The organism is Streptomyces sp. NPDC060002 (assembly GCF_042737245.1).
Taxonomy (GTDB): Bacteria; Actinomycetota; Actinomycetes; order Streptomycetales; family Streptomycetaceae; genus Streptomyces.
On record NZ_JBHWUW010000032.1, the window covers coordinates 81,166 to 97,628 of the forward strand.

Genomic DNA, 16,463 nt, shown 5'->3' on the forward strand with positions numbered 1-16,463 from the left:
CGGGCACCCGTCCAGCGTCGGAGTCCCGGCTGGGGGCTCTGCGGCTGGTGAGGATCAGCGGGCTGCGGGTGCGCCGGTTGATGAGGCGGGCAGCAACTGGGCGGTGCCGGACTGGCAGCGAATCCACTCGATCGCTCCGCCTCCGGCAGTGATCTTCCCGCGCTTGTCCGCCGGGTACAGGTCCTCGACGACGTTCAGGCACAGCACTTCATCTGCCTGGGCGACGGACTCGTACAGCATCTTCCAGGACGTCTTCTCCCGCAGGGGGACGTCCAGCCGCGGTGGCGTCCCGCCAGGTGGTGTAGCGGATCAAGGCGTCGGAATCCGCAGGTCATCGCCGCATCGGCGCGGATCGGAACCGCGCATGGCGCTGACGGCAGGTCAGCCGCTGCGCGACCCGGGAGCTGTGTCCCATGGGGTGGCCGACGCGCGGCTTACCGGAACCCGTCGAGCAAGGTCGCTTACACCACGAAGCGGGACACGACCGGTTCGTGCTTTTCCGGCAGGCTCACAAGGCGCGCAGTGCAGGTGTGGCCAGGCGGAGCACGGCGGCGCCTCAGCCGAAGACGCCACGGCACCTCCTCCGGCGCCCGGCCCCGATCCCGCAGCACGGCAGGAGGCAGGCCCCAGCGGCGCGGCAACCGGAGCCCGAAACCGGCGCCAACCGGGGGGGAGTTGACACAGCCGCCGCAGACCGGGGGAGATCCCAGCACGGCGATCCCCGACCACCCAGCCGAAGGCACTTCTCGACCCTGATTGTTCAGCCAGCCACGTCGACCGCCTTTGCCGGCGGTCTCCTTGCCGCCGACAGCACCGTGGAGCTGCTCCTGGCCTGTCGCCATCCCTTGGCGACAAGCCAGAGTGCTGTTCAGCGCGCGAGAGTGACGGTGACTGAGCAGTTCTGGGCATACTGCTGGGCCGCGACGTCGGCGTCGGCGTCGTGGCGACCGTACCCGATCCGGCATCGCCCGGAATGTGGCCGCGGCTGAGGATCGCCGGTGGAGCCGGTGGTGATCACCGGAGGCCCACTCACCGTCCTGCCCTCGGCTGCACCGACCACACCGGCCAGAAGAATCAGGGCATCACGATCCGCCGTCACATCCCCCGGCGAACCTGCCCTACCGGGATTTCTAAGCATCGTTTACTCATGTGAGGGGCTCAGAGCCGGAAGGACGATGAGGACCTGAGAGGACCCGCACCTGATGTGCGGCGCAGTTCTCTGACCTGAGTGGTCAAGAAGGCAGGCCGACCCTGTTCCTCTCGTCCCCCTCGATGAACAGGGAGCCCTCGTGGCCTCGTTTCTCTACAGGCTCGGACGGCTGGCGTTCCGGCGCCGCCGACTCGTTGCCCTCATATGGGTGGCCCTGTTGGCGCTCGCCGGTTTCGGCGCGGCGTCCGCGCCGGCTGCCACCTCCTCGTCCTTCTCCGTTCCCGGCACGGAGGCCCAGAAGGCCTTCGACCTGCTGGAGGAACGTTTCCCCGGTGGCAGTGCCGACGGCGCCACCGCCCGCGTCGTCTTCAAGGCGCCCGACGGCGAGAAGATGACTGACGCCGGTCCCAGGGCCGAGGTCGCCGGCGCGGTCGCCGCGCTGAAGTCCGGCTCCGGGCAGGTCGCCTCCGTCACCGACCCGTACACGGCGCAGGCTGTGTCGAAGGACGGCTCGACGGCGTACGTGTCCGTCACCTACAAGGCCGGCTCCATGGAGCTGACCGACGACACCCTCCACGCCCTGAAGAAGACCGGTGCGCAGGCCCGGGACGACGGGCTCACTGTCGAGATCGGCGGCGACGCGCTGCAGGCCGCGCCGGAGACGGGGGCCGGGGAGATCATCGGTGTGGTGATCGCCGGGGTGGTCCTGGTCGTCACCTTCGGGTCACTGATCGCCGCGGGTCTGCCGCTGCTCACCGCGCTCGTCGGCGTGGGCATCGGCATCTCCACGATCACGGCGCTGGCCGCCGCCCTCGACCTGGGCACGACCACCTCGACGCTCGCCATGATGATCGGCCTCGCGGTCGGCATCGACTACGCGCTGTTCATCGTCTCCCGTTACCGCGCGGAACTCACCGAGGGGCGCGAGAAGGAGGAGGCCGCCGGACGGGCCGCCGGCACGGCGGGCTCGGCCGTGGTCTTCGCCGGCTTGACCGTGGTCATCGCCCTCGTGGGCCTGGCCGTCGTCAACATCCCCATACTCACCAAGATGGGCTTCGCCGCGGCCGGTACAGTCGTCATCGCGGTGCTCATCGCTCTCACCCTGATTCCGGCCCTGCTGGGCTTCGCCGGGGACCGGGTCCTCGGACGCAAGGTCCGCAAGGGCAGGGCCGTCTCCGACAAGCCGAACATGGGAGCCCGCTGGGCGCGTCTGGTGCTCCGCCACCCGGTCGCCGTCCTGCTCGTCGGTGTCGTCGGCCTCGGCGCGATCGCCGTGCCGGCCGCCTCGCTGGAGGTGGGCCTGCCCGACGACGGCTCGCAGCCTGTCAGCACCACCCAGCGCAAGGCGTACGACCTGCTCTCCGACGGCTTCGGACCCGGCTTCAACGGCCCGCTGACGGTCGTCGTCGACGGCGACAAAGCCGAGGCCGACCGGGCGGTCAAGCTTATCCGGAATCTCGACGGTGCGGCCGCCGTCACCACACCGGCCTTCAACAAGGCCGGCGACACAGCGATGATCACGGTCATCTCGAAGGACCGGCCGTCCTCGCTCGCCACCGAGAACCTGGTCCACGAGATCCGGGACAAGAGCAGCGACGACGTCTACGTCACCGGTGCGACCGCGTTGAACACCGACTTCTCGCAGAAGATGAGCGACGCCCTGCTGCCCTACCTCGCGCTGGTCGTCGGCCTCGCCTTCCTCCTGCTGATGGTGGTGTTCCGCTCGGTGCTCGTGCCGCTCAAGGCGGCGCTCGGTTTCCTGCTCTCGGTCGTCGCCGCGCTCGGCGCCGTCGTAGCCGTCTTCCAGTGGGGCTGGCTCGGCTCGCTGTTCGGCGTCGAGCAGACCGGTCCGGTCATGTCGATGATGCCGATCTTCATGATCGGTGTGGTCTTCGGTCTCGCCATGGACTACGAGGTCTTCCTGGTCACGCGGATGCGAGAAGCGTTCGTCCACGGCCAGCGGCCCGGGGACGCCATCGTCACCGGCTTCCGTCACAGTGCCCGCGTGGTGATCGCGGCGGCAGTCATCATGATCGCGGTCTTCGCGGGCTTCATCGGTTCGAGTGAGCAGATGATCAAGATGATCGGTTTCGGTCTCGCGATCGCGGTGTTCTTCGACGCCTTCGTGGTCCGCATGGCGATCGTTCCGGCCGTGCTGGCTCTGCTCGGCCGGCGGGCCTGGTGGCTGCCGCGCCGGCTGGAGCGGACTCTGCCCAACGTCGACGTGGAGGGCGAGCAGCTCGACAAGGAACTGTCCCGGAGCCCGGGTGGTTCGGAGGAGGACCGCGGACTGATCCCCGTCTGAATCCGGGACGATCCGAAGACTCGGGGCTTTGTGCGGTGCGGTCGGCGACGCCGCACACGCCCGAGCACCATCTGCTCGAGGCGCGCCCCGGAAAGCGGCGGCCCGTGGGGACGAGGCCGCCGCTTGAAAGGATGGCCGTGCTGTCGCTGCAGACAGCACGGCCATCACTCTCTGGCTCTCGAAGTGCGGGCAAGATGTCGACTTCGCTGCCGGCGGTTCGGCCGACACTATGTCAGGCGCCCCTGCGGGGGCGTTGGTCGACCGGGCCGCGCACACCGCACGAGCCGAGTGCCTCAGCTCGTTGCCTCCAGCGCCTTCTTGAGCTCTGCACGAGTAGAAACGCCAAGTTTGCCGTAAATGCTGTAGAGGTGGTTTTCTACGGTCCGCCGGGAAATCGAGAGAGTCTCTGCCACAGGTTGCGCCGAGGCGCCTGAGCTGGTCAGGACAGCAATTTCTCGCTCACGGGCCGACAGCGCCGCAGCCGGCTCAAGCGCCGTGGTCAAGCCGGGAGTGCGGGCACCTTCACACCGGACAGCAAGCTGAGCAGTCCGGTTGACGCCGGCGGTGGACTTGCGGGACTCGCCCACGCGCTTCCACGCTGCGGATGCCTCCGCTGCGAGCAGGTCTGCTCCCATCTTCTCAAACGAGGCAGACGCACCTTCCAAGGCAGGCGGATCGTTTGCCGCCAGCGCTCCGGCAAAACCTGCCCGAGCGCGGGTGAATGCCGAGTCGCAAACATCTGCGAGCTCGGTGAGTCTTTTCACTGCCTGCCGTGCGCCGCCCAGTCGGGCGACATCGGTCAGGAGCGCGGCTTCAGAACTCAGAACTCCGGATGCACGTGCCGAAGCCGCGGCAGCCTCCAGTACCTCGCGCGCGGCGGCGAGCTTCCCGTCGGCGACGTGGAGCCAGGCTGTGGCGAGGTCGTCTTCTCCGACAAACAGGCCGACATGGGGGTACTGCGCTGCTTCATCAATGGCCTTCCGCGCACTGACCGTGTCGTTCACCTGCGCGGCGGCCGCTGCGAGACCGCACAGGGCGAGTCGCGGGGTGGCCGGGCCGCCGCCCGATATCGGCAGGGTGCGCAGTGTGCGGCCGTTCTCGGTCACCGTCAGGTGGTGTGCGGCGAGGTCGATCCGCGTGATGCGGGCCTTGCCTATGAGGAACGTGGTGGAGATGTCCCGGGACAGGTATCGGCCGTTGCCCGTGTCGACACCGCTCAGCGCAGCTGTGACGGTGACTTTGGTGCCGGGGCGCCAGTAGTGGGAGGTTGGAGGAGATACGCCCGAAACCCGCCACTCGTAGACGGAGTGTGATCAGACCTCGGGTGACGTTGTGTAGCGATGCACCCGCCTGCTCGAGTCGTTGTCTTCGCTGGTTAGGGTGCTCCCTGGATTGGCTCTGGGATCGTTCAGGGGAGTGCAGCAGTGACCCTCCCCTCGTAGCGTGGAGTCCGTGAATGCAGGGGAAGTTGAGGTTCATGGGGTCCAAGCAACGGACGTACACACCTGAGTTCCGTGAGGGTGCTGTACGCATTGTGATCGAGACGGGCAGGCCGATCCCGGAGGTCGCCGAGGAGCTCGGCGTGCACTCCGGCACGCTGCACAGCTGGGTGTCGCGGTGGCGGCGCAACGGCTCTGCTTCCTCCGACCGGCCCGCGCCTGCTGCCTCCGGTGGCCGGCTGCGGGAAACCGAGCGCGCCGAGCTGGAGCAGCTGCGGCGGGAGATGAGCGAGAAGAACAAGCGGATACGCGAGCTGGAGATGGAACGTGATGTCTTCAAACGCTGCATAGCCTTGTGGGTGAAGTAGCTGCGGCGGACCCGGCCCAGGTGGCCGGGGTGATCAGCGACTGCAAGGCCGAGCAGGACATTCCGCACACCCTGACGTGCCGTGCGCTGGGTGTGAGCGAGTCCTGGTTCTACAAGTGGCGCAGCCAGCCCGTCACCGCTCGCGAGGTGCGGCGCGGGAAGCTGGCCGACGCGATCCGGCAGATCTTCGATGAGTCGGGCGGCACGTATGGTTCCCCGAAGGTCTGGATCACGCTCGTGCGCCAGGGCTGGAGGGTATCGGTGAACACCGTCGCCAAGCTCATGGCCGAACTCGGCCTGGCCGGACGCAAGATCCGAAGGCGCCGGGGGCTGACCAGGCCGGGCAAGCGGCCCGCGTTCCCGGACTTCGTTCGCCGCGACTTCAGCGCCACCGCTGCCGACCAGGTGTGGGCCGGGGATATGACGGAGATCGTCACCAGCGAGGGCAAGCTGTACCTGGCCACCGTGATCGATCTGTTCTCGCGCCGCATGCTCGGCTACGCGATGGGCGAGCGCCACGACGCGGAGCTGGTCGTCGCCTCCCTGCATATGGCCGCGGCCACCCGCGGCGGCGACGTCAGGGGGCGTGATCTTCCACTCGGACCGCGGCAGCGAATACCAGTCCCGGCGCTTCAGGCGGGCCTGCCGCCGGCTCGGCGTGACCCAGTCCATGGGCCGTGTCGGCTCGTGTTTCGACAATGCCGTCTGCGAGGCGTTCAACAGCGTGCTCAAGGTCGAGTACGTCCACCGGCGCACCTTCACCACCCGCACAGATGCGCGGCTGAAGATCGCCACCTGGACCACAGGCTTCTACAACACCCGTCGGCTACACAGCGTGTGCGGATACCGGAGCCCGATCGACTACGAACGAGACCATCAGGCCGACCCCACAATGGAGTTAGCCGCTTGAAAGATCTCCACGGCGCAAGGGGATTGACATCGACCTGCTCCCCAGGATCCGCAACTGGCACGACCTCACCTTCTACCGCCCCGACCCGGGCGTCACCTACACCCACATCGACACTCTGTTCGCCGCTGACCCGCGCCAGACGGTGCGCTGGGCCCTGATCGAACGCCACTGGCCCGACCTGATGCAGGTCGCGCTCTCCGTCAAGGAGGGCACGGTCTCCTCCGTCACCCTCCTGCGGCGCCTGGGCAACCACTCGCGCAAGAACAGCATCTACCGTGCCTACCGCGAACTCGGCCGGGCCCAGCGCACCATCGTGCTTCTGCGCTACCTCTCCGACCTCACACTGCGCGAGCAGATCGCCCGCGCGACCAACAAGGCGGAGTCGTACAACGGTTTCACCAAGTGGCTGGCCTTCGGCAACCAGGGCTCTCAGCAGCCGGGACCCCGAGCGGCAGGAGAAGAGCATCAAATTCCTCGACCTCGTCGCCGGCTCCGTGATCTTCTCCACCGTCGTCGACATGACCGCCGTACTGCGGACGATGGCCGCCGAGGGCTGGAAGATCACTCCCGCCGACCTGGCCGTCCTCAGCCCGCACCGGCGCGAGAACATCCGACGCTTCGGCGAGTACACCACCGACGGCCTCCACGTCCCGCCCGAACCATTCGATCCCCGACTCGCCCTGCCCGAGCCTCACGACTGACCTGTGGGTGCGGCTGGCTCTACGGGGTCAGGATGATCTTTCCGGTGGACTGTCCCTGCTCGCCGAACCGATGTGCCTCGGCGACATGCTCCAGCGGGAAGATTTGGTCGACGTGCACGGTGAGTGCGCCTGATCGGACCAGGGCGGCGAGGGCCTCCAAGTCGGCGCGGTCGGGCTCAACCAGCATGAAGACGGCGTGCAACCCCCGGTTCGACAACAGGTTCACCACTTCGGCGTCCGCGCCGTTCAGGGCAATGACCCAGCCGCCAGGCGTCAGCGTCCCCTCCAGTTCCTGGAGCTGGCCAGCGACGGTGGCCAGGAGGACATCGACATCAGCTACATGGGAGCCGACGTCCACGCTCCTGTAGTCGATCACCTCGTCAGCTCCCAGGCCACGGACGAGGTCATGCTTCGTTGTGCTCGCCGTCGCGATGACATACGCCCCGCGGCTCTTCGCGATCTGGACCGCCAGATGGCCGACACCGCCGGCCCCCGCCGGAATCAGGACGCGCTGCCCGGCCTCCAGCCCGGCCGTGCTCACCAGGGCCTGCCACGCGGTAAGACCTGCCAGGGAAGGACCCGCCGCCTGCACATGGCTCATCCCGGAAGGCTTGAGAGCGAACTGGCGTGACGGCCCGGTCACGAACTCTGCATAGGCCCCGCCTCGAGCGGGAACCGGGGCATGCCGAAAACCTCGTCCCCGACCTGGAACCTGGTCACCCCCGGGCCGATCCCTCTCACGACCCCGGACACGTCCCAACCGACCGAAAAGGGAAGATACCCCAGACCTCCCTGGCGGACCTTCCAGTCGACGGGATTGACCCCCGCCGCCTCGATTTCGACGAGAACCTCGGTCATCCCAGGCTCGGGGACATCGACCTCGACGACCTCAAGGGCCTCAGGACCGCCCAAACCCCGCTGAATCACTTTGCGCATATGCGATCAATATCAGATTTCCAGCAGCGGACCCTCCTGTGCCTTAAACCACGCGCCGTCACTCCCTCAAACCGTCGGCACGCTTCACTCTGCGTGATCGCCGACGGCGGCAGCTTCACACCCACAGGGTCCAGGGTGGGCAGGGCCGTGACCAGCATGAGTCCAGGCCGGTAAGTCACCACGTCCTCTTCGCGATCCAGCATCGCCGTCCATCCTCGGGTTCGCCAGGGCTCAACGGATGCGGAGTGAGCAACAACTACTCATGCGCGCCCTGAACTGGATGGGACAGCATCACGGAGAGCCTGGCCAGCTCGTCCCAGGCTGGCCCTCCTAGCACTACGTCAACACAACTCTGCACTCAACCCGATCTCGGGCGCGTGCCTCCGGCAGCGTCTTCGATGAGCCATGTCCCGCTGTGAGGTCCCTGTTCATGTCTCTCTCACATAGCGAGCAAAAGGTCGAGCGGCTGTGGCCCCTTGTGTGCCGGCATACCGCAATTGCGGCGTGCGCTCGCGCGCTGGCTGATCCCTCGTGCCACGGCGTGCTGCTGCGAGGACGCCCAGGCGTCGGCAAGACACGTGTGGCTGCACACGTGTGGCAACGGGCCCTCGACACCGGCTACCGCGGCGGACGGGCGACTGCCACGTCGGCTGCCGCGAGGATCCCCCTGGGTGCGATCGCTCATCTCCTGCCGCGGGGGCTCAATCTCTCGGACCCCCCAGCCGCCTTTCTTGCCGCAGGAGAGGCATTCGAGGGCCAAGGACGCGAATATATTCTTCTCATAGATGATATTCATCTGCTCGATTCAACATCCGCCACTCTCGTCGGTCAGCTGATTGACTCGGGAAGAATATTTGTGATCGGCACGTTGCGATCAGACGTAGCTCTCTCTGAAGCTGCTCTCGCGTTCGACCGCACAGAAAGCATCGCGCACGTAGCGCTCAACGAACTCAGTCAGGACGGCGTCGAAAAGGTTCTGAGTTCGGTACTCGGGGGAGTCGTGGAACGGCGAACCTCGTACGAACTCCACCGCTACTCCAAGGGCAATCTTCTCTTTCTGCGAGAACTGGTGCTCGGACTGGTGCATGCCAGTGTCCTGACGCGCAGCGGAGGACTGTGGCGACTGGTGGAGACAGTGGCAGACGCGGGCGGGACACCACGGTTGCGTCAGCTTGTGCACACGCGCCTGAGCCGGATGGAGCCCGAAGCGATGAAGGTCCTGGAGACCTTGGCTGTGGCCGAGCCGCTCGGCCTGCGCGAGTTGACCCGCTTCACATCACCACAAGTGATTACCACCCTGGAGAAAGCCGACCTGATTCACGTCCATACCTCTCAGCGCCGGCTGTCAGCAACGCTTGCACATCCCTTGTACGGTGAGGTGCTGCGCGGGGGCATGGCGACAAGCCAGCGCGTCGAAATCCTGACGGACTGCGCACAACGAATTCTCTCTCACGGCGCTCAGCGCCTTGATGACGTACTGCGGGTCGCGACGTGGCAGCTGGAAGCGACGGGGACGGCTGATCCTGACCTCATAGTGCAGGCGGCAGAACTTGCCCGCTACAGCCACGATTACGACCACGTTCTCAACTTGCTGGAGCGCCTCCCAGCGGACAGAGCCACGCACGCCACACGGCTTCTGTTGGGAGAGGCGTACTACCTGCTCCATCGATTCGACGACTCCGAGCGCATCCTGAAGGAGTCGTACGAGACGGCCCCCGACATGGCTGAGCGACTCCGGGTGACGATCGAACGCACCCAGAACCTGTTCTGGGCAGCGCGCGCTGACGAAGCATTGCAGATCAACACCCATGCACTTGCGGCAACGACCGATCCCGCAGCGCAGGCGGCCTTGCGCATCAACGAGGGAGCGATGCGTGTCTTCGCCGGACAGACACGTCAAGGCACGCGCCTGCTCGAATCCGTCGATGAGATACCTGAGGAACGGCTGCGACTCTATGCCGCCGGTATGAGAGCGCTCGGTCTCAGCGCCCTCGGGCGAACCGAGGAAGCCGTTGAACTCGCCACACGCACCCGCAGGCAGCACCTCGACGCCAGCAAGCGCGTCGCTATTCAGCATCCGTCAGCTGCACTCTCCGTACTGTCCTTTGCCTGCGCAGCCAGAGGCGACCTTGCCGGATCCCAGAGAGCAGCTGAGCGTGGTCACCGTGAAGCCGTTGCCGACAACGCTACTCAGCCAGCAGCATGGCTGTCCTACGACATGGGGCGTGCAGCCTGGCTGCAGGGCAGAATCGCAGATGCTCACCGCTGGTTCACCGAAACCCTCGCACTTGGGCTGGGCGAAGGGATACCGATCGTACTGAGGCCGGCTGCAGCGGGACTGACTGCGTCAGCAGCCGTGCTGGGCCGGACGCAAGAAGCTGAAGATGTACTGGCCGACCTCGAGACGTACCCCGATGTGTTCTTCCTACCCGGGGAGGACTCCCTTGGGAAGGCGTGGCTTCTCGCCTCGCGCGGCATGACAACCGCTGCATGCCAGGTGTTGTTCGAGGCAGCCGGACGAGCTCGCGCAGCCGGGGCAGTCACATCGGAGATGATGCTGCTCACCGAAGCTGCGCGTCTGGGGGCAGCCGCGAGAGCTGCAGGGAGACTCGCTGAACTGGCGAACGACTGCGACGGCGCATACAGCGGACCGCAACTTCGCTTCGCACAGGCGACAGCCAGGCAGGACAGCGATGCGCTGCTGGCGGCGGCGGGTGACCTCGAACAGATCGGGGCGCTGCTCATAGCCGCAGAAGCTGCGGCAGCGTCAGCGAACTTGTATCAGCGAGAGGGAAAGACACGACGCGCGACTGCGGCGGCCAACATTTCAGCCGACCTTGCCAAGTACTGTCAGGGAGCCGTTACGCCCGGACTGCTCGGCCTCAAGCTGCGTGAGCCTCTGAGCAACAGAGAACGTGAAGTGGCCACCCTCGCAGCATCCGGTGCCCCGAGCCGAAAGATCGCCGAACAACTACACGTCTCGACGCGAACCATCGATAACCACCTGCAGCGGATCTACACCAAGCTCGGAATCACTTCCCGCCGGGAACTGGCGTACCAGATCACACCGAAGGCAGAAGCGGCAACCACGCCGAAGGGCTGACCGCAGAGGAACTCGAGGATCGATTTGTGATCCCTCCGGTATGCCATCTTCATGAGGTACGCGATGGGGGCGGTCAGGTCGCTGAGTACCGGGCGTTTCGGGATTCGACGCTCACCGGCCGCCGCCCACGTGAATGCGGTCCCAACCAGGAGGATGCCGAGGTGAGGCGCGCTGGCAACGTGGACTCGCTATACCGCAGTACGACGGGCAGAGAGCTCATCCGACGCTGGTGCCTCGACCAGCTCGCCGCGTGGCCGGTGCCGCACGAACGGAAGACAGTGACGGCCAAGCACGCACAGACCCACGTGGTCCTTGCCGGCTCCGGCGCCACGACGGTCGTGTTCGTCCCGGGCACCAACTTCAACGCCGCCGCGTCCCTGCCGCTGGCCACGGCCCTGGTCGCCGCCGGCTACCGGGTCGTGCTGGTGGACGTCCCGGGCCAGCCCGGTCTCAGCTCTGGCGAACGCGGTCTCTCCGGCGGCCGGTTGTCCTGGTACGGGGGGTGGCTGGGCGAGGTGGTCGAGAAGATCTCGCTCGATCCTGTAGTGGTGATAGGCCACTCCTTCGGTGCCGCCATTGCCCTGTCCAGCGCCTCTCCCCGAATCGACCGGCTCGTCCTCGTGTCCCCTGCCGGACTCACCCGGCTGAGGTTGACCCCCGCAGTGTTGGCAGCCTCGGCCGGCTGGTTCCTTCGGCCCGCACCGACACACAGCGCCCGCCTCTTGCGCACCATGCTCGCGCCTGGCCACCCACCCCGCGAGGAACTGGTGAATTGGATGACACTGGTCGCCCGACATTCCCGCTCCAGCGGGGCGCCTGGCACTGCCACCTTGCCCGCGCGGCAAATCCCCCGCCTAATCGTCACCGGGGAGCACGACGTTTTCCTCCCTCCTGGGCGGATCGGCCCAGCCGTTCGGTCCGTACTCGGCGCCGAACTGCATGTGCTCGCAGGAGCCGGACACCTCGTGGTTGAAGAGCACCCCGAATACCTGTCCGCCTTGGTGGGGGCTACGGGTCGGCCCGCCCCCGACGCCCCGCCACAGCTTTAGCGCGGCCGAAGGCCACAACACCAAGATCAAGATGCTGAAGAGTCAAATGTTCAGCCGAGCTGACTTCGACCTGCCCCGCAAACGGGTCCTCCTCGGCGCGCGAGGCCGTTGCGTCCGGTGCGCCGGCTGTTCCCGGGCCGTGTTGCCGCATGACCCGCTTCACCCGCCTGCGGTTGACCAGCTGGCCCTGTCGGCGCAATGCGGCGGTGACGCGTGGGACGCCGTAGTTGTGCCGGGATGCGAGGTGGAACCGTCGCCACCGTCGTCACCCCCTGCCGGGAAGAAGTTCTTCGTTAGACAGCCGCCCAACAGCGAGGTCTTTCAGCGTTGCCGCCGGCCGGGGTGAGCAAGTCCACGCTGTTGCGACTGATCCGTCGCCTTCCGGAGCCCGAGACTTCGACGCTGCGGGTGCTCGAGGTGGACGACTTCGGGCTGCACAGGGGCCACAACTACGGCACGATTCTGATGGACATCGAAAACCGCCAGCCCGTCGACCTGCAGCTGTCGTCGCCGACCCGGCGCGAGGAGCCGTCGGCGTTCTTGCGCTCGGAAGGGAACAATCGGGATCCCGGGCGGGTGTGGTCGTCGTCGAACCGGCCCTACACGTCCTCGATGAACCACCGCAGCGTGCGGTCGGCGCCGTTGATCAGGGGCACCATCCGCTCGCGCGGGTCGGAGCCGCGGGTGCCCATGCCACGGAGGACGTGGAGTTTGCCAAGGCGGCTCAGGTTCCACTTGATGTCGGCCAGGCCGAGCTTGCATGCCTCGCTGACCCGCCGGCCGACCTGGGACACCAGTTTCGCCGCGGTGTAGTTCCGGGCGGTCGGGGCGAACTTGCGGCAGATCGCCAGCTCACCACCCCAGCCGGTGAACAGGATCTCGACCTCCGGCTCGGTCGGAGGAATCCGCAGCTGGGCGTCCTTGGCCCCGCGCGGCCGGTTCATCTCGTCGACCGGGCACTCGACCACCCGGCCGGTCATCCGGTGGAGCTCGACCTTGTGCCGCAGCTCCAGGAACAAGAAGTACGTGGTGAGAGCCTGCGACCGGGCCAGTCGGGTGCCGCTCGGCGAGTGCCGCAGCACCTTCCCGAAGTACGCGTCGGCGGCGGCCGGCCCCATGTCCCACGGCGGCCGGCCGAACCAGGTGCGGATCTGCTCGGCCCCGGAGTCCCAGCCCGGACACCAGGGGGCAAGTAACCCACCGGTAGCTATCTCGGCTTCGTGACTGTGCTCTTCTTCGGTCGGCGTGGGACGGTCTTGGTCTTGTCGAGGTGTCCGTACACCGTGGAGAGAGGGACGCCGAACATGTCGGCGATCTGCTGGAGGGTCTTCTCCCGCTCGTCGTAGAGACGTTGGGCGAGCGCGGCCTGGTCCTCGGTGAGGCGCGGCCGACGCCCGCCGACCCGCCCGCGGGCCCGTGCGGAGGCGAGCCCATCGTTGGTGTTCGCCACGATCAGCTCGCGCTGGAGCTCGGCGAGTACGGACAGCATCCCGAACATCGCCGTCCTCTCCATTGTGGACGTATCGATGCCCTGCTCGATGACGTGCAGCCCGAAGCTGCGCTCGCGCAGCTCGGCGCCGAGGGTTTCCCGACACTCGGACTGGCATGGGAGAGGTATTGACCTTGCCTGGAACTCGGGTTAGCGTCTAACGAATGTTAGTCAATAACGCTAGGAGATTGGCATGCATGTTCCCGTCGTCGTAGTTGCTGGAGCAGGCCCCACCGGGCTCGCCCTGGCGTGCGGACTTCGCGCCAACGGGGTGGCGGTCCGGGTAGTGGACAGGGCATCGGGGCCTTCAGTGACTTCTCGAGCCCTGGGATTGCAGCCCCGAGGCTCGGAAGTCCTGGACCGTCTCGGGGCGCTGGGGGATCTGCCGCAGCGTTCAGTGCCCATCAGACAGGTGCTCACCCACGTTGATGGCAAACTCATGGCCCGGCTGAAGGTCGGCCAGCGCACCAAGCTGGTGACCCGGCCCGGCCTGCTCATGTCCCAGGCCGAGGTAGAGGCACGACTGCGGCAGCGACTCGCGGACCTGGGAGTCGAGGTGGAGTGGGGACAGGAACTGCTCACCGCCGACCAGGACCCTGACGGCGTGGCCATCCGACTCGCCGGCGAGCAGATACACGCAGACTGGCTGGTGGGATGCGACGGCGCGCACAGCCGGGTGCGCAAGGCGGCGGGCATCGAGTTCCCCGGAGTGGCCGTTATCGAGCGCTTCCTGCTCGCGGACGTGCGGGCCGAGCTGCCGCTGCCCCATGATGCGGTGTCGGTGTGGCTGCGCGGAGACCAGATGGTCGGGGCTTTCCCCCTGCCCGGCACAGACCTGTGGCGGCTCATGGCCCCGTCCCCTGCTGGAACCAGAGAAGACCTCGACGCCGACGACGTGCTGGCCGTACTCACCAAGGTGCTGTGCGACGAAGCGGGGCTGCCCGCAGCGGCGGTGCGAGAGGCGCTGTGGACCACAACCTTCCGCATCCACCGCCGCCTGGCTTCCACCTACCGACGCGGGCGGATCCTGTTGGCCGGGGACGCCGCGCACATTCACAGCCCATTCGGCGGACAGGGCATGAACACCGGCCTGGGAGACGCCGAAAACCTGGCCTGGAAGCTTGCTCTCGTCGCCACCAACCGCGCCCAAGACACGCTCCTGGACACCTACCAGGCCGAGCGTCGGCCGATCGCCCAGGAGGTGTTGGAGTCCACCAGCGGCATGACCCGCATGATCGTGGGCCAGACCTTGCTGGGCCGGGCGGTGCGCGACCGCATCTTCGTCCCGCTGATGAACCGGCCGCTCATCCAGCGGCTGATCTGGGAGAAATCCTCTCAGCTGAAGGTCAACTACCGCCGCGGCCCGCTGGCCGGCCGGTCGCTGGCAGCCTTGCCCGGCCCTGGTCTGCATGCCGGTGACCGGGTCCCCGATCTACCGTGCACCCGGGAGGACGGCAGCCGAACCCGGCTGCACGCGGAGCTCGGATCCCGGTGGGCCCTTGTCGCGCCGACCACCACGGGCGAGGGCTGTGCGGCCATCGCCCTCCGGCACCTGGGAGACACGAAGACGGCCGTTCTGACCTCTGCCGATCGGGGGCAGGTCATGCTGGTGCGGCCCGACGCTCATCTGGCCTGGCGCGGGACCTCCCCAAATGAGCTGGACCGGTGGCTGACCCGCGTGCTTGACCACGGCGGAATCCGGTAGCCCCGGCAACACCACCCTGCTCGGACACCGACTCCCGGAAGAAAGACAGCCATGACCGCACCCCCGCCCCAGCCGACGGGTCTGCGCGCCCGCAAGAAAGCCCAGACCCGCAGCGCCATCCAGGAGCACGCCCTGCGGCTGTTCCTCAGCCAGGGCTACGAAAACACGACGGTTGAGGAAATCGCCGCTGCCGCAGGCGTGTCCCACATGACCTTCTTCCGGCACTTTCCCACCAAAGAGACCGTCGTCGAGACCGACGACTACGACCCGATGATCATCCAGCTCATCGCGCAGCGCCCGCCCGAAGAGGATGCGCTCACCACCCTGCACCAGGCACTGGGCCAAGGGTTGAAAGCCGTCTACGCCACGGACAAAGAAGCCCTCCTGGTGCGCACCCGGCTCGTCCTGAAAACCCCGGCCCTGCGCGCCCGGGCCTGGGTAAACCAGTACGCCTCCGAGCAATTGCTCGCCCAGGCCCTCAGCACCCGCCGACCAGCCCGGAGTGAACTGGCTACCCGGGTGGTCGCCGCCGCCGCGCTGGCCGCACTGACCACCGCCCTCACCATCTGGGTGGACAGCGAAGGAACCGAAGACCTGCCTTCTCTGGTGGACCAGGCGTTCCTCGCCCTGCGCGACCACAACCCACCAGCGGGGGCGGCGGGCTGAGGCTGAGGAGCCCGCGCATATTGCCGTTTCCCTGCTCCTGCTGCCGTCCGCAGCGTGCGCATTGTCGGCGTACTTCTTTGGGTGGCTCTGGCAAGATTTCCGTGAAGCTGGAGTGTGCCACCGTGCGCCGGTGACGCTCCGTCACACATAGCGGCGTCGGAGCAGGGCCATGAGGATGATGCGGTGACGGAGCAGCGGGACCCCCGCACGTCCGGCCATGATCCGCTTCTGGAGCTTCAGATCAGTGATGCGGCCTTCGTTGACGCCGGAGCTGAACGCTCCAGACGCACGCGGCCAGTGGCGCCACTTCCGTAGCCGAAGTCATAGGACCAGAGCTTGTCGGTGGCAGAGGGATTGGGGCCGTACATCTCCAGCTTGCTGAGAATCTTTGTCTGATCCAGCCGTATGCCGGCGGCCCACGAGAACGACGGGTCGCTGCGCTTCTCGTAGACGAACTGTACGTATCGGCGTCGCTCGGCGCCGTTCATCGTGGAGTACGAGATGCGGTCGGGAAGAAGTTCCGCGCTGTGACCCAGGCCGGTGGAGATGCTAAGACTTGTCCCGTAAATGATCTTTGACGTGTTCGGGATGAGGCTGGCTGCCGTCGGAGCCTGCCGACTATCCGGCGAGGTTGAGGTTGTGC

14 protein-coding genes and 3 pseudogenes are annotated in these 16,463 nt (G+C 66.9%); 9 read left to right on the plus strand and 8 right to left on the minus strand.

Annotation, left to right across the window (positions count from 1 at the left end; genetic code table 11):
- Positions 1-54 precede the first annotated feature (54 nt).
- Positions 55-240, minus strand: coding sequence for a hypothetical protein (locus ACFWBD_RS25950; RefSeq protein WP_385671250.1), 186 nt, complete (start codon positions 238-240; stop codon positions 55-57).
- A 1,049-nt stretch (positions 241-1,289) separates the two neighbouring features.
- Between ACFWBD_RS25950 and ACFWBD_RS25955 the strand changes: the two genes are divergently transcribed.
- A complete protein-coding gene (locus tag ACFWBD_RS25955) occupies positions 1,290-3,455 on the plus strand; it encodes an MMPL family transporter (RefSeq protein ID WP_385671253.1) in 2,166 nt (721 codons plus the stop codon).
- Positions 3,456-3,748: 293 nt separating this feature from the next.
- On the opposite strand, the gene ACFWBD_RS25960 is transcribed toward ACFWBD_RS25955, so the two are convergent.
- Positions 3,749-4,561: a LuxR C-terminal-related transcriptional regulator gene (locus ACFWBD_RS25960; RefSeq protein WP_385671257.1), complete on the minus strand. Its 813-nt coding sequence runs from the start codon at positions 4,559-4,561 to the stop codon at positions 3,749-3,751.
- 371 nt (positions 4,562-4,932) lie between these two features.
- Here ACFWBD_RS25960 and ACFWBD_RS25965 point away from each other — a divergent pair, with 371 nt between their 5' ends.
- The 4 genes and pseudogenes from ACFWBD_RS25965 to ACFWBD_RS25980 all read left to right on the plus strand — a co-directional run bounded on the left by ACFWBD_RS25965 (position 4,933) and on the right by ACFWBD_RS25980 (position 6,872).
- Positions 4,933-5,262 carry a transposase gene (locus ACFWBD_RS25965; protein ID WP_385671260.1) on the plus strand — a complete coding sequence of 110 codons (330 nt, stop codon included), beginning with the start codon at positions 4,933-4,935 and terminating at the stop codon, positions 5,260-5,262.
- Between the two features lie 92 nt (positions 5,263-5,354).
- Positions 5,355-5,771, plus strand: a pseudogene (locus tag ACFWBD_RS25970) (IS3 family transposase); the annotation flags it as partial.
- A gap of 76 nt (positions 5,772-5,847) precedes the next feature.
- A complete protein-coding gene (locus tag ACFWBD_RS25975) occupies positions 5,848-6,171 on the plus strand; it encodes an integrase core domain-containing protein (protein WP_385671263.1) in 324 nt (107 codons plus the stop codon).
- A gap of 46 nt (positions 6,172-6,217) precedes the next feature.
- Positions 6,218-6,872, plus strand: a pseudogene (locus ACFWBD_RS25980) (Tn3 family transposase).
- A gap of 19 nt (positions 6,873-6,891) precedes the next feature.
- On the opposite strand, the gene ACFWBD_RS25985 reads toward ACFWBD_RS25980, so the two are convergent.
- Positions 6,892-7,473, minus strand: coding sequence for an NADP-dependent oxidoreductase (locus ACFWBD_RS25985; RefSeq protein WP_385671266.1), 582 nt, complete (start codon positions 7,471-7,473; stop codon positions 6,892-6,894).
- Positions 7,474-7,511: 38 nt separating this feature from the next.
- On the minus strand, positions 7,512-7,808 hold the full coding sequence (locus ACFWBD_RS25990; RefSeq protein WP_385671269.1) for an alcohol dehydrogenase catalytic domain-containing protein: 297 nt from the start codon (positions 7,806-7,808) through the stop codon (positions 7,512-7,514).
- Between the two features lie 580 nt (positions 7,809-8,388).
- Here ACFWBD_RS25990 and ACFWBD_RS25995 point away from each other — a divergent pair.
- Together ACFWBD_RS25995 and ACFWBD_RS26000 are read left to right on the plus strand one after the other, a co-directional pair.
- The gene (locus ACFWBD_RS25995; RefSeq protein ID WP_385671271.1) at positions 8,389-10,911 is read left to right on the plus strand and encodes a LuxR C-terminal-related transcriptional regulator; all 2,523 of its coding nucleotides are present in this window, start codon (positions 8,389-8,391) and stop codon (positions 10,909-10,911) included.
- Between the two features lie 278 nt (positions 10,912-11,189).
- Positions 11,190-11,960 (plus strand): alpha/beta fold hydrolase, encoded by a 771-nt coding sequence (locus ACFWBD_RS26000; RefSeq protein ID WP_385671274.1) that lies wholly within the window; start codon positions 11,190-11,192, stop codon positions 11,958-11,960.
- A gap of 136 nt (positions 11,961-12,096) precedes the next feature.
- Here ACFWBD_RS26000 and ACFWBD_RS26005 read toward each other — a convergent pair.
- From ACFWBD_RS26005 to ACFWBD_RS26015, 3 genes and pseudogenes are all read right to left on the minus strand, one after another.
- A pseudogene (locus ACFWBD_RS26005) lies at positions 12,097-12,204 on the minus strand (IS3 family transposase); the annotation flags it as partial.
- 355 nt (positions 12,205-12,559) lie between these two features.
- Entirely contained in the window at positions 12,560-13,078 is a 519-nt protein-coding gene (locus tag ACFWBD_RS26010; RefSeq protein WP_385671277.1) for a hypothetical protein, read from the minus strand.
- A gap of 89 nt (positions 13,079-13,167) precedes the next feature.
- Positions 13,168-13,578, minus strand: a complete 411-nt coding sequence (locus ACFWBD_RS26015) for a recombinase family protein (protein ID WP_385671301.1) — start codon at positions 13,576-13,578, stop codon at positions 13,168-13,170.
- 64 nt (positions 13,579-13,642) lie between these two features.
- Here ACFWBD_RS26015 and ACFWBD_RS26020 point away from each other — a divergent pair, with 64 nt between their 5' ends.
- Together ACFWBD_RS26020 and ACFWBD_RS26025 are read left to right on the plus strand one after the other, a co-directional pair.
- Positions 13,643-15,154, plus strand: a complete 1,512-nt coding sequence (locus ACFWBD_RS26020) for an FAD-dependent monooxygenase (RefSeq protein ID WP_385671280.1) — start codon at positions 13,643-13,645, stop codon at positions 15,152-15,154.
- A 51-nt stretch (positions 15,155-15,205) separates the two neighbouring features.
- On the plus strand, positions 15,206-15,820 hold the full coding sequence (locus ACFWBD_RS26025; protein WP_385671283.1) for a TetR/AcrR family transcriptional regulator: 615 nt from the start codon (positions 15,206-15,208) through the stop codon (positions 15,818-15,820).
- Positions 15,821-16,056: 236 nt separating this feature from the next.
- Here the strand turns inward: ACFWBD_RS26025 and ACFWBD_RS26030 are convergent.
- Positions 16,057-16,463 (minus strand): hypothetical protein (locus tag ACFWBD_RS26030; protein ID WP_385671286.1); only part of this gene is annotated, 407 nt, incomplete at its 5' end.